The sequence below is a fragment of the Spirosoma areae genome, from assembly GCF_054781775.1.
Genome location: NZ_BAAGTT010000052.1, coordinates 50,820 through 75,480, shown reverse-complemented (window position 1 = coordinate 75,480; position 24,661 = coordinate 50,820). Strand labels below are relative to the sequence as shown.

Below are 24,661 nucleotides of genomic sequence, written 5' to 3'. Positions count from 1 at the left end.
CCATTCCATATGGCAATCTTAACCGCTGACTATGAAACGCAGCTTACTCAGTTAACCGACTACTTATTGGCAAGCCGGGAGATGATCGTTACTCAGTGGCGAACGAAATGCCTGACCAATGAAGACCTGAATACGAACACCCGCGCCAGCTTCTCGCGTGAGGAGTTTACGGACCAAGTACCAGCCCTGTTCGCTATGCTTACCCAGCGCATTGGGGGGAAGCCCCAGGAAGGTGACCCGGTTGAGATGGCTGGTCAACACGCACGCCACCGCTGGCAGCGCGGCTACTCCCTGACGGACTTGTTCATCGAATGGAACCTCTTCTACGAGGCCCTTACCGAGGGGCTTCAGCAGTTCCTGGGGCTGTATCCCCAAACGCTGCCCCAGGTTATTACCCAGGCGCACACGCAACTGCTTCGGCTTTCGACGCATATCAGCATAGGTAGTGTCTTCGCCATTGAGCAATGGCGGCAACCCCCCGCAGAACAGCCCGCACAAGTGCGTCAGGCAGCGCTGGACAGCCGCCACCCACCGACCAGCCAGCAGGCAGATCACCTGCGGCAAACCATGCATGATCTCCGCAGCTACTTTGGTATCATCTCCACGGCGGCCAGCCTGCTGCAACTGCCGCTCAAACCCGACGAGTGGGCAACCTACAGGGAGATGCTGAACCGGAACGTAAAACTTGCCGAACACCTCCTCAATCAGCTACCGGAGTACATGCCGGTGGAAGGGGGGCAGGCTAACCCTGCATCAACCGGCAAATAGCTGCCCATTCCACTCCGGCCCCGGGCAAATTTAATTTCTGCCGCTTATACAGGGGGTAAGGTCACCGTATACCACCAGTATTGTCGAAGCGAGTCGATATAGAGCCGCCACTTATCGTAGTTGGTAGGCTTGATGATGTAGGAATTAGCGCCCAGATCGTAGCTCCGCCGGACATCATGCTCCTTTGTCGACTGGGTTATCAGGGTCAGGGGAATCGATCGAAAAGGCGAATTCGCTTTTTTTACCTGTTCTACGATTCGTAACCCATCTTCAGCCTGTGGAAGGTAGAGGTCTAATAAAATCAGGCGGGGTAGTTCCTTTTTAGCCTCTAAACAGAGATGAAGGTGGCTTAAGGCTGCTTCCGCCGTTGACGCGACCAGCAAGCCTACCTCTGGCATACAGGCTTGCAGCACGGTCTGGATTAAGGCGCACTGATCCGGATTGTCGTCGATTAAGAGAATTTTAGCGCCCCTAACGTTTCGCCGAATGGTAGCCTGTGGTCCGTAGGATTTATCCATGCTTAAATATACGCCTTTAGTTATTCAAGCCCTGCACCCTTATTCGCTAAAACACGACCGTAGTTGTACAATTCGCTACGATCAGTAGCCTCTTCGGACCAAGTCAGGCCAATGACAGACACCTGGCCATAAGCGGTTGGTTTTTACCACACGCTGGCAGACCCGGCTTTTCATCCCGCGAGGGTTAAGCCCACCTTCATCAGAATCAGCGCCCCAGCACCGTTTGGCTTTCAGAATGGCCCGTAGGCAGTCGATAGGTAAACCCTCCTGGCAAGCTAAACCGAGTAGGCTGGTAAGCAACTGTTTTTCCGTATCCGCAGGCATACCAAACTGCTGTCAGGCCCTCGCAAACGTATTCGTCAGGATAGCTTCTGCGTGGAAGCTGGACAGATTGGCGCTCAAAATAATCCCCCATACTTTAGGCGCATAAGTATCATAAAATTCACCAAAATAAATTCTGCCTAAGAAACCACAGCAGACGGGTCTGCCAGGCAAGGTGTGTTGAAAATGGCGTGAAAAAGTACCATAGCCATCAACCTTAGTAGTAAACCTTAAACTACCCGGCGTAGTCAAACGTTTATAAAGCAAACGCCTTCTTTATTACGACTATGAACCGCCCAGTACTTACCTGTCTGTTTCTGATGCTTTCTGCGTTGGGTCTGCACGCACAGGTGCAGTATACGACCGAATCCCCCCGCGTTGACGATATTAACGACCGGGATGTAACCATCAAACGGGTTGAACTAACCGAGCAGTACACCATCATCTACATGAAATTTGAGACTCCTGCGGAGAAATCGCCCGGGAGCCGCTCCTGGCCGTTTCCGATTCCATTGCCCGATGGGGGCCGCTTAGGCGGAAAGGTAGAATCGACAAGCAATATTGGCTTTCAGCCAACATCCAGGTTGTATGTAAACCAGGGGGAACGTTCCTATAAGTTTATTCGGGCGGAGAATATCCCCGCCGAAACCCGTCGGCGGGTTCAGCCCGGTGAACGTGTCGATTTTGTGGCTTATTTTGAGCGGATAGACCCCGGATACACAACCTTTGATTTGTTTGAATGCAGAGATAGTAAGGGATATATCTGCTTCAATTTCTGGGGTGTTCACATTGTCAACCCAATTCGCAAAGAGACCTATTCGCAGCGGAAACCCAAAACGCTGCCGCCTGTTCAGGCCAAACCCTTGCCGCAGCCCCGCTACACGCCCCGCACGAAACCCGGCCTGGATACGGATGCGCCCCAGGAAACGCCAAAACCAGCTAAACCCCAGGAAACTCCCGCGCCAACAGCCATAACCATTAACGGCGTCACCCGTGATGCGAAAACGAAACAGCCAATCGGGGCCACGGTTACGTATCGGTTGCTGTCGGGTGCCGAAGCCTCCAGCGACGAACCGGCTGATTCCGTGCGGAGTGTCAGTCCAGCCGGAACCTACCGAATCTCAATTGACAGGCGGGGTGTGTATGCCGTCACTGCTTCGGCGAAAGGCTATTTTAGCCAGAGTGATACGCTGGTCACCAATCGGGTAAACGTGGCCCGCGATTTTGATTTGGTGCCCATTGAAGCGGGCGCGAAAATTACGCTGAATAACATCTACTTCAGCGTCTCGAAATACGACCTCAAACCCGAGTCGTTCCCCGAACTGGACCGGCTTGTGACCATGATGCGGTCGAACCCAACCATGCAGATTCGGCTGGAAGGGCATACCGACACCGTTGGTGAGTTCGATGCGAATGTGGAGCTATCCCGCAACCGGGTCAACGAAGTGAAGCGTTATCTGGTGGATAAGGGCATCAGTTCGGGCCGGATCGAAACGGTCGGTTACGGTCCCTCCCGGCCCATCAACACCAACAAAACGCTGAAAGAGCGCCCCGAAAACCGGCGGGTAGAAATGGTGATTGTGAAAGTTTAAACTTAACGTGTTGTTTCATGTTTCAGGTTCAACGTTCCAGGTTGGCTGACGCACGTTTAGCATGGAACGTTGAACCTGAAACATGAAGCCTAACTTCGACCTCAATACGGTTCTTTCCCGCATCGAAGAAGCCATTCGTCCCTATCCGAAAGCGGCTATGTTCGACCTGTTTGACCGGGGCTACAACACCTTATTTGAGCAACTGATGTCGTGCATTGTCTCGATCCGAACGCTCGATGAAACCACCATTCCGGTCTCACTTCGGTTGTTCGAAAAGGCACGAACCCCCCAACAACTCCTCGCTTTGGCTATTCCCACGCTGACGGATTTGCTGTATGGTTCAACCTACCCCGATCAGAAAGCCTACACGATGCGGGGCATTGCCGAGCGAATTGTACATGAGTTTGGGGGCAGCCTTCCGGCTGATTTCGCGACACTTACCTCCCTGAAAGGTGTTGGGCCGAAGTGTGCTAACTTAGCCCTCGGCGTGGCAACGGGGCAGGCCGCCATCAGTGTGGATATCCATGTGCATCGGGTGGTCAACCGCTGGGGCTACGTGCAGACAACGCAACCCGAACAAACGCTGAAGATTCTGGAGAAACAGGTGCCGCGTGAGCAATGGGTAAGCATTAACCGGCTGCTGATGCCCTTTGGCAAGCATATCTGCACCGGCACACTGCCGCATTGTTCAACCTGTCCGGTACTGGCTTTTTGCGAACAGGTGGGCGTAGAGCGGCATCGGTAAGCTATTCGTTCGGCATCATCAGAGCCTCTTTTAAACTGGCTAAGGTATTTCGGCAGGCTTCATCAATTTGTTTATACAGCTCGGCTTGCTGACGGGTACTCTGCTCAATCAGGTTTTTGTTGGTGATTTTCCCACCGGCTGCCTGTTCCATTTCGCTAACCGTGCTGCTGCTGGCCCGAACGGGCAGCACAAGGCCATCACTTTCCGTTATCAGATCCGTTATCGTTGCCCGGTAGCGCCCAACCTTTGGCTCGATGGTGAGCGTGTAGCGAATGGTCTGTTTGTCAAGCAAATAAGCCGCTTTGATGAACAGAATGTTATTTTCCTGGTCGTGTTGCTGTTCAGCCGTTAGTTCGTCCCGATAGTGCTGAACCATCCACGAGCGAGCCTGCTCCATAACTTGTCGGGAGGGTTGTTTGGAGTTCGGCAACTTCACAATCTCCTGGTATTGAACCTGTCCGATTTCATTGGCTGGCAACTGGACCTGTGCGAAACCAGATACCGGGAAAAATAGAAAAAATAAACGTGCGTACTTCATCGTGATGATCCTCTATATTGACAATAACGTTAGCCAGGCTTCTTTTACCTTATTCTCGGCCAGATACTGTTTTGCCCGAAGATGCACTAAATCAGGTAAATACTGACAGCCGTTCCGGGCTTCCTCGAAAAGATCCTTCAGAATACCCGACGCAGTAAATGCCTGAATTTCCTCCGGCGTGGGCAGGGCCGGAAAACTGCCCAGCTTTCCGATATCGTTGCCCGACAGAATGGCACTGGTACGAATGGCAGATGGCATCTGGTCGACGCCAATGCCGACTTTGGGACGAACCACTTCAAACAGGGCGTCACCCTGAGCGCGGCAGTACCAGTCGGCCCCCATCCGGGCAACAAGGTCAATGTGGTGCGGGTCAATGGTCCCGTCGGTACTGAAAATAGCGTCGTGGAAATGAGCCATAACCACCTGGCAGATGACCAAATGCCCGGCACCCGGCGAGTCAATGCCCGATCCATCGCCGGCAGGAACAATCTGCTTCACAACACACTCATATGACGCGGGCGATTCGGCCACTCTCGGCGGGCGAACCCGATCGGAGGGCACCGCCGTGAAGCCTGCTTTCTCAAATTCATTTACGCCCCGCTCAAACTCGGCGCTGGCTAACGACATCTGCTCGACCATGGCGTAGTTGACAACGTTAATGACCACCTCGCCAACCTCTTCCAGATTCAGAAGCGTGTGTTTTTTGTGGCCATGCCGGTTAATGGTTGGGGTAAAAATAAGCGTTGGCGGGTTATAACCGGCAATGTTGAAAAAACTGAACGGGCTTAGGTTGACAATGCCGGCGGCATCAACGGTGCTGGCAAAGGCAATCGGGCGCGGGCCGATGGTGCCGATCATGTACCGATAAAACTCGTTCGGCTGTAAGTCGGCAGGGTTAATTTTTCTCATAAATCGTCCCTGTTACGTCGCCTAAGTCAAGAGAAAATCCGTTGTTGGTGGCAAAGGCCCGAAAGGTCACTCTATCCCCATCCTGCAAAAACGTCCGGGCCGCGCCATCGGGTAATAATACCGGCTCCGTTCCGTTCCAGCTCAGTTCGAGCAGCGAACCGTAACTACCGGGTTCGGGTCCCGAAATGGTGCCGGTAGCCAGCACATCGCCGATGTTCAGGTTGCAGCCGCCAACGGTATGATGGGCAATCATCTGGGCAAAACTCCAGTACAAATGCCGGGCGTTGGTGCGGCAAATACACACGTCGTCGCCATCGGATGCCTGCAGCCACACGTCTAACTCAATTGCATAATGACCCTGCTTTGGGGTCTGCAAATAGGGGAGGGGCGTTGGTTCCTGAACGGGGCCACTCACCCGAAACGGTTCCAGTTCATCGAACGGAACCACCCAGGCCGACAGACTCGACGCGAAGTTTTTACCCAGAAATGGCCCCAGCGGCTGGTACTCCCACCGCTGAATATCCCGCGCCGACCAGTCGTTGAACAGCACAACCCCAAAAATAAAGTCTTCGGCTTCGTCGACCGGAACCGATTCGCCGAGGGGGTTGCTTTTACCAATAATCAGGCCCAGTTCAAGCTCAAAATCCAGCGCCTGCGATGGCCCGAAGGTCAGCGCACCCGCCTGCATAAATTGCCCGTTCGGGCGGTGGATGGGTGTGCCCGACACCACGATAGACGATGCCCGGCCATGATAGGCCACCGGCATGTGTTTGTAGTTGGGTAATAAGGGGTCGCTGTCGGGCCTGAACATGCGCCCTACGTTTCCGGCGTGGTGGATACCCGCGTAGAAATCGGTATAGTCGCCAATACGAACCGGCAGGTGCATCTGTACGCTGGATTCGTGAATGAATACCTGGTCGTGAACGTCGGCAAGGGCTTTGGCCTCATGCTCCAGCAGGGCATCGAGTCGTTGGCGGACGGCCCGGTGCGCCGGTTTTCCAAGCGCGATAAAGTTATTCAGCGCTGATTGAGCAAAAACAGCCAGGTCGATGGAAAGCGCATCGAAATAGCCCAGCAGGCTCACGATTTCGAGGTCGAGAATGTATTTTCCGACCTTAAAACCTACGCGGGGGCTGTTACTGCCGTAACTGAAAATGCCGTACATTCCTGTAGCCTGGACGGCCACGTCCGGGAGTGAAAAAGAAAAATTAGTACTCCCGGACGTGGCCGTCCAGGCTACTTTATTCACTAATATTCGTGTAAATCGAGTCCATAATCCGCACAAAGTGCTGGTAATCATCGTCGCTCAGGCTGCCCCATCCTTTGCGTCGCATCGCCGACACAACGGGCAGTACTTCGTGGTATTTAGCTTCGCCCGTTTCAGTGAGATACACCAGAAACTTACGTCGGTCGGAGTCGGCCATGCGTCGTTCGGTTAATCCTTTTTGGCTGAGCAGGTCGATAATCCGCGTGACGGTGGGCGCATCTTTGGTTGTCATTTCTGACAGGGTATTCTGGCTGATGCCCGGATTGCGGTAGAGGTGGTCAATCACGACCCACTGGTCAACGGTCAGGTCGAAACCCGCATCGGTAAACTGCTTTTGCAGGGCATTCCGGATTTTCTTGATTGTGGTGTCAATCTTAAAAAAATAAGCACGGGTGTCGGCTGGGTGCGTCACGGCAAAATGAGTAATGTATAATGTATAATGGGCAATCAACTACTAACTGTCTATTGCTGGCACGTCAAAATTATTCATTATAAATTATACATTGCTCATTAACAGTAGTTCTTCCAGCGTTGCTTCGATTTCGGGAACGGAGTGAAAGAGCTGCTCGTAGGACTCGATGACGAAATACTGGGTCTGAAAATGGTCGATGATGTAGGGCGTTTGCAGTAATGTCGATACGTCGTAGGGTAGCCGGTTGGGAATGGTGCTTTCCAGACTGTAGATCGTTTCGCCCGGCGACGAGAGGATGCCCCCGCCATAGATTCGTAAGCCTCCGGGTTCCTGTATAAGTCCAAACTCAACCGTGTACCAGTATAGCCGCGAAATCATGTCGATGGCTTCCTGATGATCAACAAACCGCAGGGCAATGCGGCTCAGGGCAGCCAGAAAATCGCAGAACGACTGATTGGTCAGCACTGGTACGTGGCCAAACGTATCGTGAAACATATCGGGTTCGGGCAGGTAGTCTAACTGGTCGCGGCTACGGACCCAGGTGGTAGCCGGAAACTGGCGGTTGGCCATCAGTTCGAAAAACTCGCGGTTGCCAATCAGCCCCGGCACGGCCACCACACGCCAGCCCGTAATGGGCAGCAAACGCGGATTCAGGTCGCGATCGAAGTGGGGAATGCGGCTGTTGGGGAACCCGGTTGCCAGAATTCCGTCCATATACGCCTGACTGGCCCGCCCCGGTAATCGGGCCATCTGCCGCTCAAAGAGCAGTTTCCATACGGCCTGCTCGTCGGGAGTGTATTTTTGATAATTCTGGTTCATTTCTTAATGAATAATGTAGAATGAACAATGAATAATGGCCGACGTAGGCATTGTTCATTATCCATTGTCCATTTCTTACAACGTTCCCCGCAGTTCCTGCTCGCGCTCGATGGCCTCGAACAATGCTTTGAAATTACCTTTCCCGAACGAGCGGGCACCTTTACGCTGAATAATCTCGAAAAACAGCGTGGGACGCGGACAGACAGGCTTCGTGAAAATCTGAAGCAGGTAGCCCTCATCGTCGCGGTCGACCAGAATGCCAAGTGGCCGCAGGGTGGATATTTCCTCGTCAATCTGACCGATGCGCTCGGCTAAATGATCGTAATACGTATCCGGCACAGTCAGGAACTCAACGCCCCGGTCGCGCAGGGCCAGCACGGTCTCCACAATGTTATCGGTCGCTACGGCAATGTGCTGAATGCCCGGCCCGCCGTAGAAATCTAAATACTCTTCAATCTGCGACTTCTTTTTGCCTTCGGCAGGTTCGTTGATCGGAAATTTCACGCGCCCGTTTCCGTTGCTCATGACCTTGCTCATCAGCGCCGTGTAGTCGGTCGAGATGTCTTTATCGTCGAACGAAACGAGTTGCTGAAAGCCCATTACATCCTGATAGAACGTCATCCACTGGTTCATCTCGTGCCAGCCTACATTGCCCACCATGTGGTCCACGTATTTCAGCCCAACAGGAGCCGGCTGATACGCTGGGGACCAGGGTTCGTAGCCAGGCAGAAAAACGCCCGAATAGTCGTTCCGCTCCACGAACACATGCACCATATCGCCATAGGCATGAATGCCCGACCGGACAACATAGCCGTGGTCGTCCTGCTGGCGGGTGGGGTCCAGATAAGGCGCTGCGCCCCGGCTAACGGTTTCCCCAAACGCCCGCGTGGCATCATCTACCCACAACGCCACCACCCGAACACCGTCGCCGTGTTGGTCGAGGTGCCGCCCAATGTCCGAATCGCCGTGCAGGGGCGAGGTTAGCACCAGCCGGATTTTATCCTGCTGCACCACATACGACTCGCGGTCGCGCAGACCCGTCGAAAGGCCCGCGTGGGCTACCGGCTGGAAGCCAAAGGCCGTTTGAAAATAGTGCGCCGACTGCCGGGCATTGCCCACGTATAATTCGATATAATCTGTGCCATTAAGCGGCAGGAAATCCTGTAAGGACTGAGATTCTACAAGTTCGAGTGTTTCCATTGTTTGTTGATGTGTTGTGTAGAGACGCAACACCTTGCGTCTCCTGTGCTCTCCTATGTGTCAGAAAAACCATCCGGTCAGGAGACGCAGGGTATTGCGTCTCTACATATCTATCCATGATTTATAATACGTTCCGTCATCAATTCTTAATGCCTGTTCGGTCAGCATCAGGGGCCGGAACGTGTCGACCATGACGGCGTATTCCTGCGTTTCTTTTTTGCCGATGCTGCGTTCCATTGCACCGGGGGCCGGGCCGTGCGGAATGCCACCGGGGTGCAGCGTGATGTGCCCCGGCGCAATGTCGTTGCGACTCATAAAATCACCATCGACGTAATAGATCACCTCGTCGGAGTCGATATTCGAGTGGTTATACGGGGCCGGAATTGCCTTCGGGTGGTAATCATACAGGCGCGGCACGAAGGAGCAGACGACAAACGTATCGGTCTGAAATGTCTGATGTACCGGTGGGGGCTGATGCACCCGGCCCGTGATTGGCTCGAAGTTAAAAATTGAGAATCCATACGGATAATTGTACCCGTCCCAACCCACCACATCGAACGGGTGCGACGCATAAACAAGCGAGTGCAGCGACCCCTGTTTCTTGATTTTCAGGAGAAAATCGCCGGTTTCGTCGTGGGTTTCGAGGCTTCCTGGGCGAACGATGTCGCGTTCGCAAAAGGGCGCGTGTTCGAGCAGTTGACCGAACTGATTCCGGTAGCGTTTGGGCGTATATATCGGCGAATGCGATTCGACGTACAAGAGTCGGTTATCAACAGAATCGAAATCAATCTGGTAAATCACTCCGCGCGGAATAACAAGGTAATCGCCATATTGAAACGGAATCGTGCCGAACAGCGTCCGCAACCGGCCCGACCCGCGATGCACAAACAGCAGCTCGTCGGCGTCGGCATTCTTATAAAAATAGGTTGTCAGGGATCGGCGCGGAGCTGCCAGCCCGAAAATCAGGTCGTTGTTTGCTAATAACGGCACGCGGCTGTCTATAAAATCATCGGCAGGGTCGATGGTAAAGCCAATCAACTTACGCGACAGCATGTTTTTCTGGACCGCCAATTTTGGCGTCATGTCCACACTGTCCAGCACCTCGCGCACCATTGTGGGGCGGTGCACATGATACAGCAGCGACGACATACCCTCGAAGCCAATTGTTCCGAATAATTGCTCGTAATAAAACGGGCCATCACCAGGCACACCCGGCTCGCCCTTGCTGCCGGTGGGTTTAGCAAACTGCGTGTGCCGTTTGGGTGGAATCTGGCCGAGTGTATGGTAGAAAGGCATCGTGCAGGACAGCAGTTCACCCCGATTTGGTGCCCATAGACCGGAGAAAACTGCCTGTTTGTTGATGAATTGTATTTAATTGCTAAGACAACTATTGTTGAGCGTACAATTATAACGACAACTATTGAAAATGGTATATTGTTTAGAAAGAATTTTATTTAACGGTGTGTGTATGGATAAAACAGCGACCAACCGACTTTGATTGGTAGACACCACCCTTTTATCTAATTTTGGCCGGGCGACGTTCGCCGGGCGACGTTCGCCGGTAACACTTAGAACAACTCACAACTATCGACCTACGACTTATTATGCAACCTACCCTTCTGATTCTGGCTGCCGGTATGGGCAGCCGTTATGGTGGTATCAAACAACTCGACCAATTTGGACCACACGGCGAAACCATCATCGACTATTCCCTCTATGATGCCATCCGGGCCGGTTTCGGCAAAGTCGTATTTATCATCCGGGAAGAACTACGAGATGATTTCGAGGAGATTTTTGGTAAAAAATTAGCCGGAAAAATTGAGGTCGATTATGCCATTCAGGCGCTCGGCTCGTTCGTGCCGGAGGAGTTGGGTGAGGTGAAGCGCACAAAACCCTGGGGGACGGGCCACGCCATGCTCTGCGCCAAAAACCATACCCATACACCCTTTGCGGTCATCAATGCCGATGATTTTTATGGTCTCGAAGCGTTCCAGTTAATCAGCAAATTCCTGCAAACCGATACCAACGACCAGCTTCACGCGATGGTAGGGTATGAAGTGAAGAATACCCTGTCGGAAAATGGCTCTGTGTCGCGGGGGGTTTGTGACGTGGCCGAAGATGGGAATCTCGTGTCTGTTATCGAACGCACGAAGATTTACGAGCAGGAAACCGACCCAGGCATTAAACGGATTGTTTTTGAGGAAGGCGAAGGCGTTACGCTGCTACCGCCCGATACACCTGTTTCGATGAACTTCTGGGGATTCAAACCAAGCGTGTTTCCGTTGGTGCAGCACCAGTTCGAGAGTTACGCCATCGCCAACATCGACTCGCCTAAAGCTGAGTTTTACATTCCAACGATAATGACGAACTTAATTCAGACCGATACAGGCCATTGCAAAGTGTTTCGGAGCCGGTCCGAATGGTTTGGGGTTACTTACCCCGACGATAAGCCAACGGTGCAGGCCGCCCTGAAGAAACTCCATGATGGTGGAGCGTATCCGGCAAAGTTGTGGTGAGAACGTAAAAACCTAAACGTCTATAGCACCGTTTAGGTTTGACTAAACTGAAGAAGGCATCTTTGTCAGATTGACAGAGATGCCTTCGCTACATTTTATGGGTTTGTATTGTTAAGCGGCTCTACTTCTTTGTTACCCGAATGGCAATCCGGCGGTTTTCAGCCCGCCCGGCTTCCGTGTCGTTCGAGGCTACGGGGTGTTCGGGGCCATAGCCTTCCGCATCCATGCGGGCCTTGTCGACGCCGAGTTTAACCAACTCGCCACGTACCGAATCGGCCCGGTCCTGCGAGAGTTTTTTGTTCACGGCTGCACTGCCCGTGTTGTCGGTATAGCCACCAAGTTTAATGGTCACGTTCGGAAATTCTTTCAGGATGTAGGCAATGTTGCCTAATTGCTCCTGCGATTCTGGCCGTAAGGTTGCCTTGCCGGTATCGAACAGCAGCCGGTCGAAGTTGAACCAGGTGGTTTTGTCAACGGGGCGGCTGTCATCTTCGATGAATTTTACGAGGTTATTCTCGATGCCATTTTCGGGAATGTTCAACTCATAACCCGATGGCAGTTTGCGCTTAAAGAACGCCCCTAATCTGGCTGTTGCCTCACGCATCGCGTCACCCGTCGAATCAGCAGCCGTGCCCATCGTTGAAGCTGTGCTGTCGATGGTGGTTTCGGTTGTGGTCACAGCGGTTTGGTTTTTATCATCACGACAGGAGCGAAGCAGGAAAAACAAGGCAGCCGCGCCCAGTAACAGCAATAGCCAGGGTAACCACCGATTGCCACTACCCGATGAGCGGTCGTTGTCGTCAGTGTATATAGGTGCAGGTGCTGGCACAGCGGCTGGCCGAATAGGGGGAATATCGCTCACCGCCACAGGGGCGACCACGCGCGGAGTTGGCTCATCCACAGGAAGGGGTTCATTCAGTGCAGTGGTCATGCCACTTACTGCACTACCCAATCCGCCCAGAAAGCTTAATCCTGGAATCTTGGCGAGTAATACACTCAAACCAGAGGGCACGGCTGCCGGACTATTCGCTGTTTGGCTGCTGAGCAGGTTGGATAATCCTGAAATACCCGTACCATCGTCGGCTAATTTCCTGCCCAGAAGGCTAAGCAGGACAGGTCCGGCTATATTCATCACCGATGAGGCCGACGACTGCTTAATGCCACTATAGGAGGAGAGAGCGTCCGCTATTCGCTCGTCATTATCGCCGAACAGGCTTTGGCTAATGCCTGCACCTACAGATAGCAGGCTACTGGACTGGCTCTTGCTGGTTAGCAGGTCTTCTAATTGACCTAAAATGCCTCCAACGGGCGTGATCACATCGCCTGCCGCGCGATTTGGGGCCGTCACTTCGGCAACTAAATCCATGATTGAACCAGTGCCACCCGGCTCAGAGAGCTTCTGCATCACACCGCTTAGAATGGTAGGTAAGGCACCATCGAAGGCTTTTTGGGTAGTCTGCTCATGTTCACCAAGCATGGTACCTACCTGACTAACGATCGTATCGTTGAGGTAAGTCTTGGCTAAATCCAATAGATTCACTTCCATAGAACGTAGAAGGTTAAAAGGTTAACAGCGCTTACCCTAAAGCGCTGTTGAGGTCAACAACAAACCACGACAAAGGTTTAGCAGAAAAACTGCAACAGTGGATTAGACGAGCCGGTTCTTTTTCGTCACAGCAACGAACCGCTTCAGTAGGGAAGCACGAACGCTACTCCGCCACTTGTTGCAAAAAAAATTCATGCAGGCCGATAATCTGGGGCAGCAGCAATCGGCTTTCGTCGTTTTCGATCACGTAATCCGCAATGTTAAATCGCTCTTCGTCGCTTAGTTGCCGGTCGATGATGTGGCTGATTTCGGCCTCGGAGCGGTGCGGGTCGCGTTTGCGGATGCGCTCGATTCGCAGGGATATGGGGGCGTGTACGACAATAAGTTTATCGAGTGAATTCCCAACGCCCGCCGGTTGGGTCATCAGGGCTGCCTCTTTCACAACATAAGGTTTGCCGGTGTGCTGATTGACCCATGCGGTTGTGTCGGCAAACACGCGCGGGTGGATAACCCCATTGAGCAGGGCAAGTAATTCCGGGTTCGCAAATACCTGTGAGGCCACCCACGCCCGGTTATACTGGCCCAGAACCGTGTAGGCATTTGTTCCGAGAACACGCTGAATGTCGGCTTTCAGGATTGGGTCATGTTCAGTCAGCCATTTAGCCCGTTCGTCGGCTTCATAAACCGGAATACCCAACGTCCGAAATACCTGACAGACAATACTTTTACCCGAGCCGATGCCGCCCGTTACACCGATTTGGAGGGGCATAGTATTAATGAATAATGTAGAATGAAAAATGAACAATAAAGGGTAAATGGGACGTTGGCTGCATCATCAATTATTCATTATTCATTTAACCGGCGACAGCAACTCACCAACTTCAAAACTGACGGCTACGCGGTCGGCGCTGGTCCGCAGCAGCGGATGGCGCAGTTGATTCAGCGGTAATTCTTCATCATAGTTATCGGCTATGCGCTTACGCGGAATCTTTACCCACAGCGTATCGGGAAGGCCACGTACCAGTTTAGCCGGACCCTCTATTTCAATCGTGCGCGGAGTCAGGTTAATCAGGCTGGATACCACAAAATGCGGAGCCAGATTGATATGCAGACTGTCGGCTACCAACCGGAGGGTTTTGGTCAGGCGCCGGTCGAAACTCATCTCTAACGTATCGGATACAACGTAATTAACGTGTAGTTTTTTAACGTGTTCGGCCAGGGCGGCTGCCAGCGATACCGTGTTGATGACCGTCTCTTTCAGCGGATTCTTAACAACGTAATTAATTGGATCGACCCGGAAAGGTAACCACGAATGGCGAAGCAAACCCCAGCCATCGCTCGATACATTGACCTGCACGGTGCGGGGGAGCGGAGAGGTGGGTATGAACAGCGAGTCGTCGTACACAAACTGTACCGGATACTCAACGTTGAGGGTGTAGCCGGGTTTGTTCAGCGCACTCAAAAACCAAAAGAGTGTGGCTGCTCCCAAACAAAGCAGGGCCTTTGTTGGCTGAAAGGTTCGAACGTTTTGGATATGGGTATTCACAAAGGAAGGGTGTTCCAGGTTTCATGTTCAATCCGGAACCTGGAACGTGAAACACTAAATAACTATTTTTTCTCCTCTTCGGCTGGTTTCGCGCTTGCTTCACGCGAGATAGACGTTTTCTCGAATGTCAGCTTAACCCCCCGATCCACTTCCAGCGTAATGAGGGCCCCATCGACCGACGCGATACGGCCGTGCAGACCGCCAATCGTGACGACGCTGTCCCCTTTTTTAAGATTATCGACAAACGACTTTTGATCCTTCTGTTTTTTCTGCTGCGGCCGAATCATGAAGAAATAAAATACCCCAATGATGGCCACCCACAGCAGCACATTATAGATCATCGACGTGTTGGAACCGGCTGCGGCCTGTAGTAAAATTGATGACATGTTTTTACTGAATTTATGATGTTTTGGGAGAATCGGGTTTAGGTTGCACCAGGGCTTTGAACTGCAGGTCAGTCATGGCCGGTTCGGTATTGGCAAAGATGGTGATGGTTTTGTTCTGCTCTCCGCTTTTGCCCCGGCTATTGAAACGAACCCGCACCGACGATTTGGCCCCCGGTGCTACCGGTTCGCGCGGCCACTCAGGGGTTGTGCAGCCGCAGGAAGCAGTGATGTTGTTGATAATCAGCGGAAATTCGCCGGTGTTTGTAAACGCGAACACATGTTCAACGGTGTCGCCTTCGGTGAGCGTACCAAAATCGTAGATACCGTTTTCGGCAAATGTCAGTTTGGGCCGTTTTTCGGATACGGTCGCCCGCGCCGATTCGCCCTGCTTCCGGTTATCGCAACCACTGTAACTAATGCCTGTTCCGGCTATAATCAGCGCGAGCAGCCAATTTTTGAGGTTCATGTTTAAAAGATAGTTCCAGGTTCCAGGTTTCAAGTTCCAGATTAGCGCCAACAGTCTGGCTGAAACTCTGAACTTGAAACCTTTAACGTATCAGGCGTTTTGTTGCTTAATCTGGGCCATGAGCCGGTCCACGTCTTCCAGAAGCCGCTCGGCTTTCTCACGAGCGTCGTTTACCACGCGCTGCCCCTCGTTCTTCGACGAATTTTCGGGCAAATCGGTCGAACTTCCCAAATCCTGCAGTAATAGATTGATTTGTTCACGATACTTCGACAACCGGAACGACAGCCGGTCCCGGGTGATTTTGCCCTTGTCGGGCGCATACAGCAAGCCAAACGCTGAGCCAATCGCTAAGCCGGTCAGCACAAAGGTTATGTCACGTCCAATTCTGCTCATTTGACAACCAGTTTGTGGTTTGTAGTTTGTAGTATGAGGTTTGTCATTACGCCGGCGGAACGACAAACCTCATACTACAAACTACAAACTCATTTTATTTATTATCCAGCAACCCACGCCCGCTCTTTCGCAGACGTCCCGATGCCTGTAGTTTTTCGGACAGGTTGTCTAATATTCCATTGACAAACTTACCGCTTTTGGGCGTACTGTACGCCTTTGCCAGCTCAATATATTCGTTAATCGTTACTTTGACCGGAATGTTTGGAAAACTGAGCAACTCGCAAACTGCTAATTTCAAAATGATTTTATCGATCATTGCTACCCGCTCAACATCCCAGTTCTGTAACTGATCGGTCAGTAGTTGTTCGTAGTCGGCATCGTTCTCCAGCGATTTCTCAAACAGCGTATTCAGAAACAATTCATCCTCTTCCCAGTCGTCGGTGAGCGGCTCGAGCTGTAACCCCGCTGGGCTTTGCACCGACTTGAGGGTTCGGATGGCTAATCCCCGCACGACTTCGCTGTTTTCGGTCCAGTTCAAATCAATCTCCGCCAGATAGTCGCGAATGGTTTCATGCTTGAATATCAAGCTTCTAAGCACATACTGTGCCAATGCCTGATCGTCGTCGGCGGTATGGGTTTTTTGCCCACAGTAGGCCCGGTATGTCTCATCGGTTTTCAGCACGTCGCGCAGGGCCTTACGAACAAAGCTCAGATCCTCAGTCCACGAAATACCGTGCCGAAGTGCCTCATTACGAAGTGGCTGGTGGGTGGCCAATGCCTGCACAACGGTGTTATCGTTAAGGGTTGACTCAAACGGAAACGGCGTTTCGTCAACATTGCGGTGAACACGGTCGCGGTCAACGTCGGCAGTATGGCCGAGTTCGACCAATAGCAGCATCACGCGCAAATAATCGTCGTAGATGCCATTAACCTGCTTCAGCAGCATCTGGGCGAGGTGCTGGCGGTCTTTTTTGGCGCGAATCTGGTAAAAAAGCAACCCATCGTTGGCGGCTTTGAGCACCTGTTGGGGCGCGTCGTCGTCCTGAGCAGGCTGTCCGCTTTTGATGGCCTCCTCAAAGAGCAGACCGGCGAGTTTTCGGTAGCCTTCGAGTTGCCGCCTGTTCTGCGGCAGCATCGAGTTTAAATCGGGTTGAAAGAGGTCATCAATGCCATCGAGGGCTAATTGCTGATTGGAAGACTGGGCCTGGCGAAACGCGTACAACGCCTGCATGACCTTTATTCGGAGTAATCGCCTGTTGAGCATCCGCCGGTAAGAAAAGAACTGATTTTTGTGCAAAAATAGGGAAAAAGCAGGGAATGGGCAAGGTGCAGGGAGCGGGGTGCAGGGGGCGGGGTGTAGAGTAGGCAGTTTGAAGTCCCCGCTCCTTGCTCCCCGCCCCTTGCCCACGTTGCAACTTTTCCCTACCCCCTGCCGTTACGAACAAAACGCTGTTGGTTGTCCCGTGAAAGCACTTTCCTACCTTAATAAATACCTTCTCAAGTATAAGTGGTACCTGATTCTGGGAACGGTTTTTACCGCCATCTCGAACCTGTTTGGCATCTTTCCGGCGCAGTTGGTGCGGTACGCCCTCGATTTAGTCCGGGAAACCCTCGATGTGTATTACCTCTACGATAAATCACCTCTGCAAGCGGGTCTGTATGAAGTGTTTGGCTTTAGTATTCTGCTGTTCGGCGTGCTCACGCTCGTACTGGCCCTGCTGAAAGGATTCTTCCTGTTTCTGGTTCGGCAAACGCTCATCGTGATGTCGCGGCACGTTGAATATGACCTCAAAAACGAGATTTACGACCACTACCAAACGCTGCCGCTTAGCTTCTACCGACAGCATAATACGGGCGATTTGATGGCCCGTATTTCGGAAGATGTGAGCAAAGTCAGGATGTATGTGGGGCCGAGCATCATGTATGGGCTGAACCTGATTGTGCTGTTTATTCTGGTCATCACCTACATGGTCAGTATTAACGCGCGGCTGTCGTTGTACGTGCTGTTGCCGTTGCCGATTCTGTCGGTGGCGATTTACATTGTCAACAACATCATCATTCGCCGGTCAGAAGAGATTCAGCGGTCGTTGTCGCGGTTGTCGACCTATGTGCAGGAAGCCTTTTCGGGTATTCGCGTGCTGAAAGCGTTTGTGCAGGAGAACAATTCTGCGGCCAAATTCGAGCTTGAAAGCGACGAATACCGCGCTAAATCGCTGAGCCTGACGCGGGTCGATTCGCTGTTTTTTCCCATCGTCGCCATCCTGGTTGGACTAAGCAACGTGCTGGTGATTTACATTGGCGGGCAGGAAATTCTGGCAGGCCGACTAACGCCTGGTAACATCACCGAGTTTATTCTGTATGTGAACATGCTGACGTGGCCCGTTATGGCTCTCGGCTGGACCACCAGCCAAACCCAGCGGGCGGCTGCCTCGCAGGAACGCATCAACGAATTCCTGAACATAAAAACCGACATCGTTTCCCAGAAGAATATCCAGCACGTCATTCATGGCGATGTAGAGTTCAAAAACGTGCGGTTCGTGTACCCTGATTCGGGCATTATTGCCATCAAAAACTTTTCGATGCGTGTTCGGGCGGGCGAAACGGTAGCCATTCTGGGCACAACCGGCTCCGGCAAGAGTACGCTGGCGAACCTGCTCACGCGCATGTATGACGTAACATCGGGCGAGATTCGGGTGGATAACATTCCCGTTAAAGACTACAACCTGACGTCGTTGCGTGAGCAGATGGGCTACGTGCCGCAGGACGTGTTTCTATTCTCAGAAACCGTCAGCAACAACGTCCGCTTTGGCAAGCCCGATTTGCCGCAGGAGCGCGTCGAACAGGCTCTGCGCGATGCTGATTTATATCAGAATGTGCTGGATTTCCCGGAGCAGTTCGAGACGCGCGTGGGTGAACGGGGGGTAACGCTGTCGGGTGGGCAGAAGCAACGGCTGAGCATTGCCCGCGCCATTGCCCGCAACCCCAAAATTCTGATTCTGGACGACTGCCTGTCGGCGGTGGATACGAACACGGAAAATATTATCCTGAACAACCTCCAGCGTATCATGGCCGACCGCACCTCGGTGGTGATTTCGCACCGCGTTTCCTCTGCCAAATTAGCCGACCACATCATTATGCTCGACGACGGCGACATCATCGAGCAGGGCACCCACGACGACCTGCTGGCCCTGAACGGCGCGTACCGGGAACTGTATGAAAAGCAGTTGCAGACGGAGGAGGCTTGAGGGAGGTTTACAGATGTTTTCGCAGAAAATCGTCAAACAACATAATCCGACGAAACCCGTTTTGCCGAGCCGTTTTATAAATCGGTTGGTCGCGCGTTAGCAGTACGGAATTTGTCTGCATAGCCAGAGCAAGATAACTCACATCCTTGGCATCAACGTGAGCAATTAAACGTTCTGACTCTATTAATGCCTCAATTGACAGGAAGTAATTAGGCAAAATAGTTAACTGCCTGAATAAATCAAGTGTGTAACGCTGCATCGCTACCTTATCTAATTTTGACTTTTGGAGGATAGTTTCTTTGTACTTCTCAATTTCAACCAGTGCAAACTCCGGTAACAAAAGATCAAGCGATCCAAAGAAGGTTTTATAAAACGCTTTGCCACTAATCAGCGCACCCATCAGCACATTGGCATCGATAACATAGCTCATTTCTCGTGCTTACGGAGATATTTGTGTTTCTCCTGCTCCCAGGCTTGTTCGCGGGCAGTTCTCCAGGCTGGATCGTGTACAGGATCATTTTCAGCTAATTCTTTGAGGATTTCCAGGGCAGCTACCTTCATTTCCAGATGAGCTGCTGAATCACTCAACAAGTCTTTGACCCGCTCGTATCCCAGGGATTCAATGACACTGTCTTCTACTTCAACTGTTATTTGCATAGTGCTTAGCGTTGCTCCGTTGGCTATTCAGTGACTGACGGCTGAAATTGTGTTAATTTTACGAAAAAAGTGGCAAAATATATGAATCCCCGCGTCTGGTTCAAGAGTATTTCGCTCGAAAACGTCCGTTCGTTCGGCACGAAACAAACGATTAATTTTACTGATAAGGATGGCAATGCCGCTCGTTGGAATGTGATTTTGGGCGATAATGGAACGGGGAAAACGACGGTGTTGAAAAGTCTTCTTGTAATGGTAGAAAGTCAGCGAATTATAGTCGAATCAGGCCCTGATCTTACTGAGTTATGGCGATCTGGTTGGGAAGTCGGTGGATCAAAAGTAGAAGGAATTATTTCCGATGCAGAAAAAGATATACCCACAGGCTTCGTCGTCGAAAAGTGGTTTAAAAACGTAAAATACAGTACTGCATCTGCTTTTAGATTCACTCGGGATTATGAAATAGAGATAAATCTTTTCGCTTACAATGCAGCTCGTAGAATTAGTTCATCAGCTATATCTGAAAAGCAACCAAACTACATATCAAGTTTTTTTTCTGAAAGCAATAGTTTGATCAATGCTGAAGAGTGGCTTGTTCAGGCAGACTACATTTCTTTGAAGGAAGAAAAATTTAGGAATCGTTATCTCAGAGTCATGGCAGTTTTGAGAAAACTTTTCCGAGATGAAGTTTTTGATATTGATATAGAAACTTATACCGGAATTCCCAAAGTCTACTTCAAAACTCACTACGGCGATGTTCGACTTCACGAACTAAGTCTCGGCTACAAAACCCTCATCGCCTGGATGGTGGACTTTGCTAAAGGATTACTTGACCGTTACCCAGATAGTGAAAATCCCCTTGCTGAACCTGCCGTTTGTTTGGTCGATGAAATTGACTTGCATTTGCACCCGAAATTTCAGCATATTGAATAGCGATTTGTTTGGCCACGTACCAAGTCAATCAGAACCACTGACAGAACTTCGGACTGAGCGGGATACGTTATTGGCAAAGCAAAAATTAACGGCTAAAGAAAAAGCACATTTAGCCAAATTAGAACAGCAAATCGGCTTTGTGCCATTTGGAAAGGATCAGGCTGAAATCAAAGCTGAAACCATTATTCAGCAATTAGCCGATGTCCTGCGTACTAAGCAACAAGTCTAATGATTCGCGTTCACAAATCCGCTACTGTTCCGGCGATTTTAGTTGACAAGGGTATTCGGGCAACTGCCGAAAGTTGCCGGTTATACCTGACAAAATCTACTGATTATGACGCTGGAACTGAAAAGTTTCAGATCGACTCCGGCATTTATGGGGAGCAGTCAGTAAAACAGCAATTAATGCTTGACCAATACGACAAATGCTGTTTTTGCGAAGCAGATTTCACCGCGAATGGCTACGGAGACGTCGAGCATTTTCGACCAAAAGTAGGATTTACGAAAACACTTACCGGTAGGCTCATTCGGCCCGGTTATTACTGGTTAGCCTACGATTGGAACAACCTGTTCTTCTCCTGCCAGATTTGCAACCAGCGTCTCAAGAAAAACCATTTTCCACTGGCGAACGAAGAAAAGCGAGCCAAAAATCACACGGCCGATTATATTCAGGAAACACCTCTACTGCTGCATCCAGCAATGGATAATCCTGAAGACCATATAACCTTTAACCACCACGTTCCGGTTGACAAAACTGAGCGTGGAAAAATATCAATCAGTAGCTTTGGTATAGACAGACCGACATTAAATAGAATCAGGGAAGCTTATTTACAAAACGTCCGGAATAATGAAGCGTTGGCAGGCGTCAATTTAGACACGATTACCAATGCAAAACGCCAACAGCTTAGCCAGCTTTTGAATATGCCCTGGCCGGTTATTGAGCAGTTAATCCGCACGGCAAAGATTTTTATGGCAACTGCCGCCGATGATGCAAAACCGTTTGCTGCGATGGTTCGTGCCAACTTCCCTGATTTAGCCTAAAAATTATGCTTGCGCCTACTGCCGCCATTCATCCATTTTCAATAGACCGCTGATTTTTAGGATTGCTATGATTTAGGGAAGATGCCAACTCTTGACTGGGCATTTAGCCTTGAACTACCCCTGAAAACGGGCCTATTTAGGCTAATAAGTCGCCAATAACAGGCCCAAACCCCATAAAATCAGCGTTCATCCTAACGATCATAAAAATCAGCGGTCTATTGCCATTTTCAGAATTGAAAATAAATGAACGAGCCACTGCTTTTCTGGGTTAGAACCACCAGAATCAGCATACCGGCCCACCCCAGGCCGAGTACCCACCAGGGCAGGCGTTTCGATAGCTGTACCAGTGAACTGTCGCGCAGGAGCCAGTGACAGATAAAGAGCACGACACTAACAATCCCGACGGTCAGGATGGCCTTGTTGGTGAGCATGGCCGCTCCGTTGGGAATGACGCCAAACATCGACAGCAACAACAGCATAGCGCCCTTGAAGGTGGTCGCCCGGAAAAATACCCACGTTATGTTGATCAACAGCAGCGTCAGCAGGGCCAGCCCAAACTTGGTGAACGAATTGGCGAACGACAACGGAGGAACGGGAACGACCGAAGCCCGGCTTATGAACTGACTTTCTGGCACCCGTTCGGCAGCTTTCTCCCGTCGGCGGGCCGACCAGCCGCGCCAGAGTCGCTCGATGCACAGAAATAGCCCGTGCAAGGCCCCCCAGACGACAAAGGTCCACGATGCGCCGTGCCAAAGACCGCCCAACAGCATCGTAATCATTAGGTTCACGTAGGTTCTGACGGAGCCGTATCGGTTGCCGCCCAGCGGGATGTAAAGGTAGTCGCGCAGCCAGGTCGAGAGGGTAATGTGCCAGCGACGCCAGAAATCCGAGAAACCGATGGCTGCGTAGGGATACCGGAAATTGTCGGGCAGCACGAAGCCTAAGCAGAGCGAGACCCCGATGGCGCAGGTCGAATACCCCGCAAAGTCGCAGAATATTTGCCCCGAAAACGCCAGCACGCCGGTCCAGGCATCGAGCATCTGCACCGGAAATGGCAGGGTAAAAATCAGGTCGGCGGTATCGGCCAGTAGCCCGTCGGCTATGGTCACTTTCATGAATAAGCCCAGCGATAGCAAAAATAGCCCCCAGCTTAGTTGATCAGCCGTTGCCCGCCGGGGCGTTTTAAATTGGGGAATCAGGTCTTCGGGGCGCACAATTGGTCCGGCAACTAAGTGCGGAAAAAACGTAACGAAAAGCGCAAAATTCAGGAACGACGGCTCCGGGGCAAACTTCCGTCGGTACACATCCAGCGTGTAGGAAAGCGTGACGAACGTATAGAACGAAATACCGACGGGCAGAATAATATCGGGTTTAGCTGCCTGAAAGACAATGCCCATCGCCGACAGCAACGCCGTGAAGTTTTCCAGCAAAAAACCGCCATACTTGAAATAGCTCAACATGCCGAGGTTCAGGACTAAACTAACCGTCAGCAAAAGTTTCCGGCGCATTGGGCGCTGCTCAAGCGAAATTAGTTTGGCCATGTAGAAATCGACGACCGTCGACAGCCACAGCAACAGAATAAACGGCGGGTTCCAGAGGGCGTAGAACAGATAACTGGCCAGCAGCAGGTTTACCTTTTTCATTTTCCACGAGAAAGGCAGGTTATGCAGCGCCAATACAACAGCAAGAAAGAGGATGAATGTGTAGGAATTGAAGACCATGATCGTAGCGGGCTAACGAAGGAATGAAACGGTTTTGGTGGGTGCTGCCAATGGGCCCCGATGAAGCGACCAGCCCATTTTATGCTCGATAATCGGGATAAAATCTTCCGTGAAGCGAATGGCGTCTTTGGGCGTCAGGTGCGACCATTCCGGGCACCGGAAGCGGGTCAGAACCGGATAATCCTCAAAATAGATGCCCGGCGACTGCGTGTGGGCCAGCAGACGATCCCAATACCGTGCCCGCGGAAAGGCCTGCTTTTCAACCTCGCGCATTGGCCCGTCCGATGGCGTTCGGATGAAGACCACCTGACCACCCCGCGCCCGAATCTGCTCCACCGACCGCTTCGTTTCGTTCAGGATTTCCAGAAGAGGAGGCCCATCAATAGCCTTTTTTGGGCTATGGGCGCCAATATCCTGCCAAACGCCTTTTACCTGATTTTGAAGGGCCGTGTCGGCCACAAACGCATCGGTCATCTTCGTTTGGCGATCAAACTCATTGACCGAAAACTCGCGGGGAAACTTTGGGCCGCCCCACACACCCGGCCGGGTCGGAATGGGCAGTAAATCCAGTAGTGGATTCAACGACAGGTTCAGTTCATCCAGGAAAAGTAGATTGGCTTCCAGCACGCGGTTTAGTTGAAAACTAACCTGCTGCGAAAGCGACCATTTCGGGTAGGCTGTAACCCGCTTGATGGCCTCCTTTTCGGGAAATGAACCGCTGGGCGTAAAAAACAAGCCTTCCGTTACGTCGATCAACACCGTTCCCCTGAAATCTTTGTCGTTGCCCAGGTCGGTTAGCATAGGCCGGGGCGACGTGCCGGGCAAAGACAACTGGATGGGCTTCGTGCCCGTGATGCCCGCCCAGGTGTCTATATCCAGATCGAACTTAATGCGTGAGGAGCCAATCACCACGGGTTGAGCCGGGCTGCTCTGGTAAATCAGTTTCCGTTTGCTGGCCCACAGGCTTTCGTCGTCATTGTAGGATAGGGCATGGTGTTGGGAGCGCCAGTATAGTTCCCAGCCGACCACAAAGGTCAGGACGAGTACCAGCGCGAGCCAGGCCGCTTTTTGATAATCAGGTGTTTTCATGAAGAAGGTTTGTTAAGGAGTTGATAAACTACCGAAGCA

The 24,661-nt window shown here is 51.7% G+C and carries 27 protein-coding genes; 8 read left to right on the top strand and 19 right to left on the bottom strand.

The window, feature by feature from the left end; translation table 11 throughout:
- Positions 1-9 precede the first annotated feature (9 nt).
- Positions 10-768, top strand: coding sequence for a hypothetical protein (locus ACYVI1_RS29245; protein WP_460914965.1), 759 nt, complete (start codon positions 10-12; stop codon positions 766-768).
- Between the two features lie 44 nt (positions 769-812).
- On the opposite strand, the gene ACYVI1_RS29240 is transcribed toward ACYVI1_RS29245, so the two are convergent.
- Complete coding sequence (locus ACYVI1_RS29240) at positions 813-1,286, bottom strand: response regulator (RefSeq protein ID WP_460914964.1); 474 nt, start codon at positions 1,284-1,286, stop codon at positions 813-815.
- A 608-nt stretch (positions 1,287-1,894) separates the two neighbouring features.
- Between ACYVI1_RS29240 and ACYVI1_RS29235 the strand changes: the two genes are divergently transcribed.
- On the top strand, positions 1,895-3,199 hold the full coding sequence (locus ACYVI1_RS29235) for an OmpA family protein (RefSeq protein ID WP_460914963.1): 1,305 nt from the start codon (positions 1,895-1,897) through the stop codon (positions 3,197-3,199).
- Positions 3,200-3,281: 82 nt separating this feature from the next.
- Complete coding sequence (locus tag ACYVI1_RS29230) at positions 3,282-3,944, top strand: endonuclease III domain-containing protein (RefSeq protein WP_460914962.1); 663 nt, start codon at positions 3,282-3,284, stop codon at positions 3,942-3,944.
- 1 nt (position 3,945) lies between these two features.
- On the opposite strand, the gene ACYVI1_RS29225 is transcribed toward ACYVI1_RS29230, so the two are convergent.
- From ACYVI1_RS29225 to ACYVI1_RS29195, 7 genes are all read right to left on the bottom strand, one after another.
- Positions 3,946-4,482 (bottom strand): hypothetical protein, encoded by a 537-nt coding sequence (locus ACYVI1_RS29225; protein WP_460914961.1) that lies wholly within the window; start codon positions 4,480-4,482, stop codon positions 3,946-3,948.
- 12 nt (positions 4,483-4,494) lie between these two features.
- Positions 4,495-5,391, bottom strand: coding sequence for a flavin reductase family protein (locus ACYVI1_RS29220; protein WP_460914959.1), 897 nt, complete (start codon positions 5,389-5,391; stop codon positions 4,495-4,497).
- Positions 5,378-6,556 carry a fumarylacetoacetase gene (fahA, locus tag ACYVI1_RS29215; RefSeq protein ID WP_460915318.1) on the bottom strand — a complete coding sequence of 393 codons (1,179 nt, stop codon included), beginning with the start codon at positions 6,554-6,556 and terminating at the stop codon, positions 5,378-5,380. The genes ACYVI1_RS29220 and fahA overlap by 14 nt, the downstream gene beginning before the upstream one ends.
- A gap of 76 nt (positions 6,557-6,632) precedes the next feature.
- Complete coding sequence (locus tag ACYVI1_RS29210; protein ID WP_460914957.1) at positions 6,633-7,070, bottom strand: MarR family winged helix-turn-helix transcriptional regulator; 438 nt, start codon at positions 7,068-7,070, stop codon at positions 6,633-6,635.
- A gap of 84 nt (positions 7,071-7,154) precedes the next feature.
- Positions 7,155-7,889: a phenylalanine 4-monooxygenase gene (gene phhA, locus ACYVI1_RS29205; RefSeq protein ID WP_460914956.1), complete on the bottom strand. Its 735-nt coding sequence runs from the start codon at positions 7,887-7,889 to the stop codon at positions 7,155-7,157.
- Between the two features lie 75 nt (positions 7,890-7,964).
- Positions 7,965-9,089: a 4-hydroxyphenylpyruvate dioxygenase gene (gene hppD, locus ACYVI1_RS29200; RefSeq protein WP_460914954.1), complete on the bottom strand. Its 1,125-nt coding sequence runs from the start codon at positions 9,087-9,089 to the stop codon at positions 7,965-7,967.
- A gap of 102 nt (positions 9,090-9,191) precedes the next feature.
- Entirely contained in the window at positions 9,192-10,385 is a 1,194-nt protein-coding gene (locus tag ACYVI1_RS29195; RefSeq protein WP_460914953.1) for a homogentisate 1,2-dioxygenase, read from the bottom strand.
- A gap of 308 nt (positions 10,386-10,693) precedes the next feature.
- Here ACYVI1_RS29195 and ACYVI1_RS29190 point away from each other — a divergent pair, with 308 nt between their 5' ends.
- Positions 10,694-11,605 carry a nucleotidyltransferase family protein gene (locus tag ACYVI1_RS29190; protein WP_460914951.1) on the top strand — a complete coding sequence of 304 codons (912 nt, stop codon included), beginning with the start codon at positions 10,694-10,696 and terminating at the stop codon, positions 11,603-11,605.
- Positions 11,606-11,726: 121 nt separating this feature from the next.
- On the opposite strand, the gene ACYVI1_RS29185 is transcribed toward ACYVI1_RS29190, so the two are convergent.
- From ACYVI1_RS29185 to nusB, 7 genes are all read right to left on the bottom strand, one after another.
- The gene (locus ACYVI1_RS29185) at positions 11,727-13,151 is read right to left on the bottom strand and encodes a DUF937 domain-containing protein (RefSeq protein WP_460914949.1); all 1,425 of its coding nucleotides are present in this window, start codon (positions 13,149-13,151) and stop codon (positions 11,727-11,729) included.
- A 163-nt stretch (positions 13,152-13,314) separates the two neighbouring features.
- Positions 13,315-13,920 (bottom strand): dephospho-CoA kinase, encoded by a 606-nt coding sequence (coaE, locus tag ACYVI1_RS29180; protein WP_460914947.1) that lies wholly within the window; start codon positions 13,918-13,920, stop codon positions 13,315-13,317.
- An 81-nt stretch (positions 13,921-14,001) separates the two neighbouring features.
- Positions 14,002-14,697 (bottom strand): YbbR-like domain-containing protein, encoded by a 696-nt coding sequence (locus ACYVI1_RS29175; RefSeq protein ID WP_460914946.1) that lies wholly within the window; start codon positions 14,695-14,697, stop codon positions 14,002-14,004.
- Positions 14,698-14,759: 62 nt separating this feature from the next.
- Positions 14,760-15,083 carry a preprotein translocase subunit YajC gene (gene yajC, locus ACYVI1_RS29170; protein WP_460914944.1) on the bottom strand — a complete coding sequence of 108 codons (324 nt, stop codon included), beginning with the start codon at positions 15,081-15,083 and terminating at the stop codon, positions 14,760-14,762.
- Between the two features lie 13 nt (positions 15,084-15,096).
- Entirely contained in the window at positions 15,097-15,549 is a 453-nt protein-coding gene (locus tag ACYVI1_RS29165) for a DUF1573 domain-containing protein (RefSeq protein WP_460914943.1), read from the bottom strand.
- 90 nt (positions 15,550-15,639) lie between these two features.
- On the bottom strand, positions 15,640-15,942 hold the full coding sequence (locus ACYVI1_RS29160) for a YtxH domain-containing protein (protein ID WP_460914942.1): 303 nt from the start codon (positions 15,940-15,942) through the stop codon (positions 15,640-15,642).
- Positions 15,943-16,036: 94 nt separating this feature from the next.
- Positions 16,037-17,173, bottom strand: a complete 1,137-nt coding sequence (nusB, locus tag ACYVI1_RS29155; RefSeq protein ID WP_460914941.1) for a transcription antitermination factor NusB — start codon at positions 17,171-17,173, stop codon at positions 16,037-16,039.
- Positions 17,174-17,405: 232 nt separating this feature from the next.
- Between nusB and ACYVI1_RS29150 the strand changes: the two genes are divergently transcribed.
- The gene (locus ACYVI1_RS29150) at positions 17,406-19,187 is read left to right on the top strand and encodes an ABC transporter ATP-binding protein (RefSeq protein ID WP_460914940.1); all 1,782 of its coding nucleotides are present in this window, start codon (positions 17,406-17,408) and stop codon (positions 19,185-19,187) included.
- Positions 19,188-19,194: 7 nt separating this feature from the next.
- Here the strand turns inward: ACYVI1_RS29150 and ACYVI1_RS29145 are convergent, their stop codons facing one another.
- Together ACYVI1_RS29145 and ACYVI1_RS29140 are read right to left on the bottom strand one after the other, a co-directional pair.
- Positions 19,195-19,617, bottom strand: a complete 423-nt coding sequence (locus ACYVI1_RS29145; protein WP_460914939.1) for a PIN domain-containing protein — start codon at positions 19,615-19,617, stop codon at positions 19,195-19,197.
- Positions 19,614-19,844 carry a hypothetical protein gene (locus tag ACYVI1_RS29140; RefSeq protein ID WP_460914938.1) on the bottom strand — a complete coding sequence of 77 codons (231 nt, stop codon included), beginning with the start codon at positions 19,842-19,844 and terminating at the stop codon, positions 19,614-19,616. Before ACYVI1_RS29140 ends, ACYVI1_RS29145 begins: the two co-directional genes overlap by 4 nt.
- An 81-nt stretch (positions 19,845-19,925) precedes the next feature.
- On the opposite strand from ACYVI1_RS29140, the gene ACYVI1_RS29135 reads away from it, so the two are divergent.
- The 3 genes from ACYVI1_RS29135 (at position 19,926) to ACYVI1_RS29125 (ending at position 21,812) form a co-directional block, all read left to right on the top strand.
- The gene (locus tag ACYVI1_RS29135) at positions 19,926-20,771 is read left to right on the top strand and encodes an AAA family ATPase (RefSeq protein ID WP_460914937.1); all 846 of its coding nucleotides are present in this window, start codon (positions 19,926-19,928) and stop codon (positions 20,769-20,771) included.
- On the top strand, positions 20,764-21,000 hold the full coding sequence (locus ACYVI1_RS29130; RefSeq protein WP_460914935.1) for a hypothetical protein: 237 nt from the start codon (positions 20,764-20,766) through the stop codon (positions 20,998-21,000). The genes ACYVI1_RS29135 and ACYVI1_RS29130 overlap by 8 nt, the downstream gene beginning before the upstream one ends.
- Before the next feature lie 176 nt (positions 21,001-21,176).
- Entirely contained in the window at positions 21,177-21,812 is a 636-nt protein-coding gene (locus tag ACYVI1_RS29125) for an HNH endonuclease family protein (protein ID WP_460914933.1), read from the top strand.
- Between the two features lie 227 nt (positions 21,813-22,039).
- On the opposite strand, the gene ACYVI1_RS29120 is transcribed toward ACYVI1_RS29125, so the two are convergent.
- Both ACYVI1_RS29120 and ACYVI1_RS29115 read right to left on the bottom strand, forming a co-directional pair.
- A complete protein-coding gene (locus tag ACYVI1_RS29120; protein ID WP_460914931.1) occupies positions 22,040-23,533 on the bottom strand; it encodes an MBOAT family O-acyltransferase in 1,494 nt (497 codons plus the stop codon).
- Positions 23,534-23,545: 12 nt separating this feature from the next.
- Positions 23,546-24,622, bottom strand: coding sequence for a hypothetical protein (locus ACYVI1_RS29115; RefSeq protein WP_460914930.1), 1,077 nt, complete (start codon positions 24,620-24,622; stop codon positions 23,546-23,548).
- Positions 24,623-24,661: the final 39 nt, after the last annotated feature.

Excerpts from the sequence above, each read along its gene's own strand:
- nusB (WP_460914941.1), bottom strand. The coding sequence starts at position 17,173 with ATGCAGGCGTTGTACGCGTTTCGCCAGGCCCAGTCTTCCAATCAGCAA.
- ACYVI1_RS29225 (WP_460914961.1), bottom strand. The coding sequence starts at position 4,482 with ATGAAGTACGCACGTTTATTTTTTCTATTTTTCCCGGTATCTGGTTTC.
- ACYVI1_RS29220 (WP_460914959.1), bottom strand. The coding sequence starts at position 5,391 with ATGAGAAAAATTAACCCTGCCGACTTACAGCCGAACGAGTTTTATCGG.
- hppD (WP_460914954.1), bottom strand. The coding sequence starts at position 9,089 with ATGGAAACACTCGAACTTGTAGAATCTCAGTCCTTACAGGATTTCCTG.
- ACYVI1_RS29160 (WP_460914942.1), bottom strand. The coding sequence starts at position 15,942 with ATGAGCAGAATTGGACGTGACATAACCTTTGTGCTGACCGGCTTAGCG.
- phhA (WP_460914956.1), bottom strand. The coding sequence starts at position 7,889 with ATGAACCAGAATTATCAAAAATACACTCCCGACGAGCAGGCCGTATGG.
- ACYVI1_RS29245 (WP_460914965.1), top strand. The coding sequence starts at position 10 with ATGGCAATCTTAACCGCTGACTATGAAACGCAGCTTACTCAGTTAACC.
- coaE (WP_460914947.1), bottom strand. The coding sequence starts at position 13,920 with ATGCCCCTCCAAATCGGTGTAACGGGCGGCATCGGCTCGGGTAAAAGT.
- ACYVI1_RS29135 (WP_460914937.1), top strand. The coding sequence starts at position 19,926 with ATGAATCCCCGCGTCTGGTTCAAGAGTATTTCGCTCGAAAACGTCCGT.
- ACYVI1_RS29190 (WP_460914951.1), top strand. The coding sequence starts at position 10,694 with ATGCAACCTACCCTTCTGATTCTGGCTGCCGGTATGGGCAGCCGTTAT.
- ACYVI1_RS29115 (WP_460914930.1), bottom strand. The coding sequence starts at position 24,622 with ATGAAAACACCTGATTATCAAAAAGCGGCCTGGCTCGCGCTGGTACTC.
- fahA (WP_460915318.1), bottom strand. The coding sequence starts at position 6,556 with ATGTACGGCATTTTCAGTTACGGCAGTAACAGCCCCCGCGTAGGTTTT.
- ACYVI1_RS29125 (WP_460914933.1), top strand. The coding sequence starts at position 21,177 with ATGCTTGACCAATACGACAAATGCTGTTTTTGCGAAGCAGATTTCACC.
- ACYVI1_RS29185 (WP_460914949.1), bottom strand. The coding sequence starts at position 13,151 with ATGGAAGTGAATCTATTGGATTTAGCCAAGACTTACCTCAACGATACG.
- ACYVI1_RS29230 (WP_460914962.1), top strand. The coding sequence starts at position 3,282 with ATGAAGCCTAACTTCGACCTCAATACGGTTCTTTCCCGCATCGAAGAA.
- yajC (WP_460914944.1), bottom strand. The coding sequence starts at position 15,083 with ATGTCATCAATTTTACTACAGGCCGCAGCCGGTTCCAACACGTCGATG.
- ACYVI1_RS29140 (WP_460914938.1), bottom strand. The coding sequence starts at position 19,844 with ATGCAAATAACAGTTGAAGTAGAAGACAGTGTCATTGAATCCCTGGGA.
- ACYVI1_RS29235 (WP_460914963.1), top strand. The coding sequence starts at position 1,895 with ATGAACCGCCCAGTACTTACCTGTCTGTTTCTGATGCTTTCTGCGTTG.
- ACYVI1_RS29145 (WP_460914939.1), bottom strand. The coding sequence starts at position 19,617 with ATGAGCTATGTTATCGATGCCAATGTGCTGATGGGTGCGCTGATTAGT.
- ACYVI1_RS29195 (WP_460914953.1), bottom strand. The coding sequence starts at position 10,385 with ATGCCTTTCTACCATACACTCGGCCAGATTCCACCCAAACGGCACACG.
- ACYVI1_RS29240 (WP_460914964.1), bottom strand. The coding sequence starts at position 1,286 with ATGGATAAATCCTACGGACCACAGGCTACCATTCGGCGAAACGTTAGG.
- ACYVI1_RS29120 (WP_460914931.1), bottom strand. The coding sequence starts at position 23,533 with ATGGTCTTCAATTCCTACACATTCATCCTCTTTCTTGCTGTTGTATTG.
- ACYVI1_RS29165 (WP_460914943.1), bottom strand. The coding sequence starts at position 15,549 with ATGAACCTCAAAAATTGGCTGCTCGCGCTGATTATAGCCGGAACAGGC.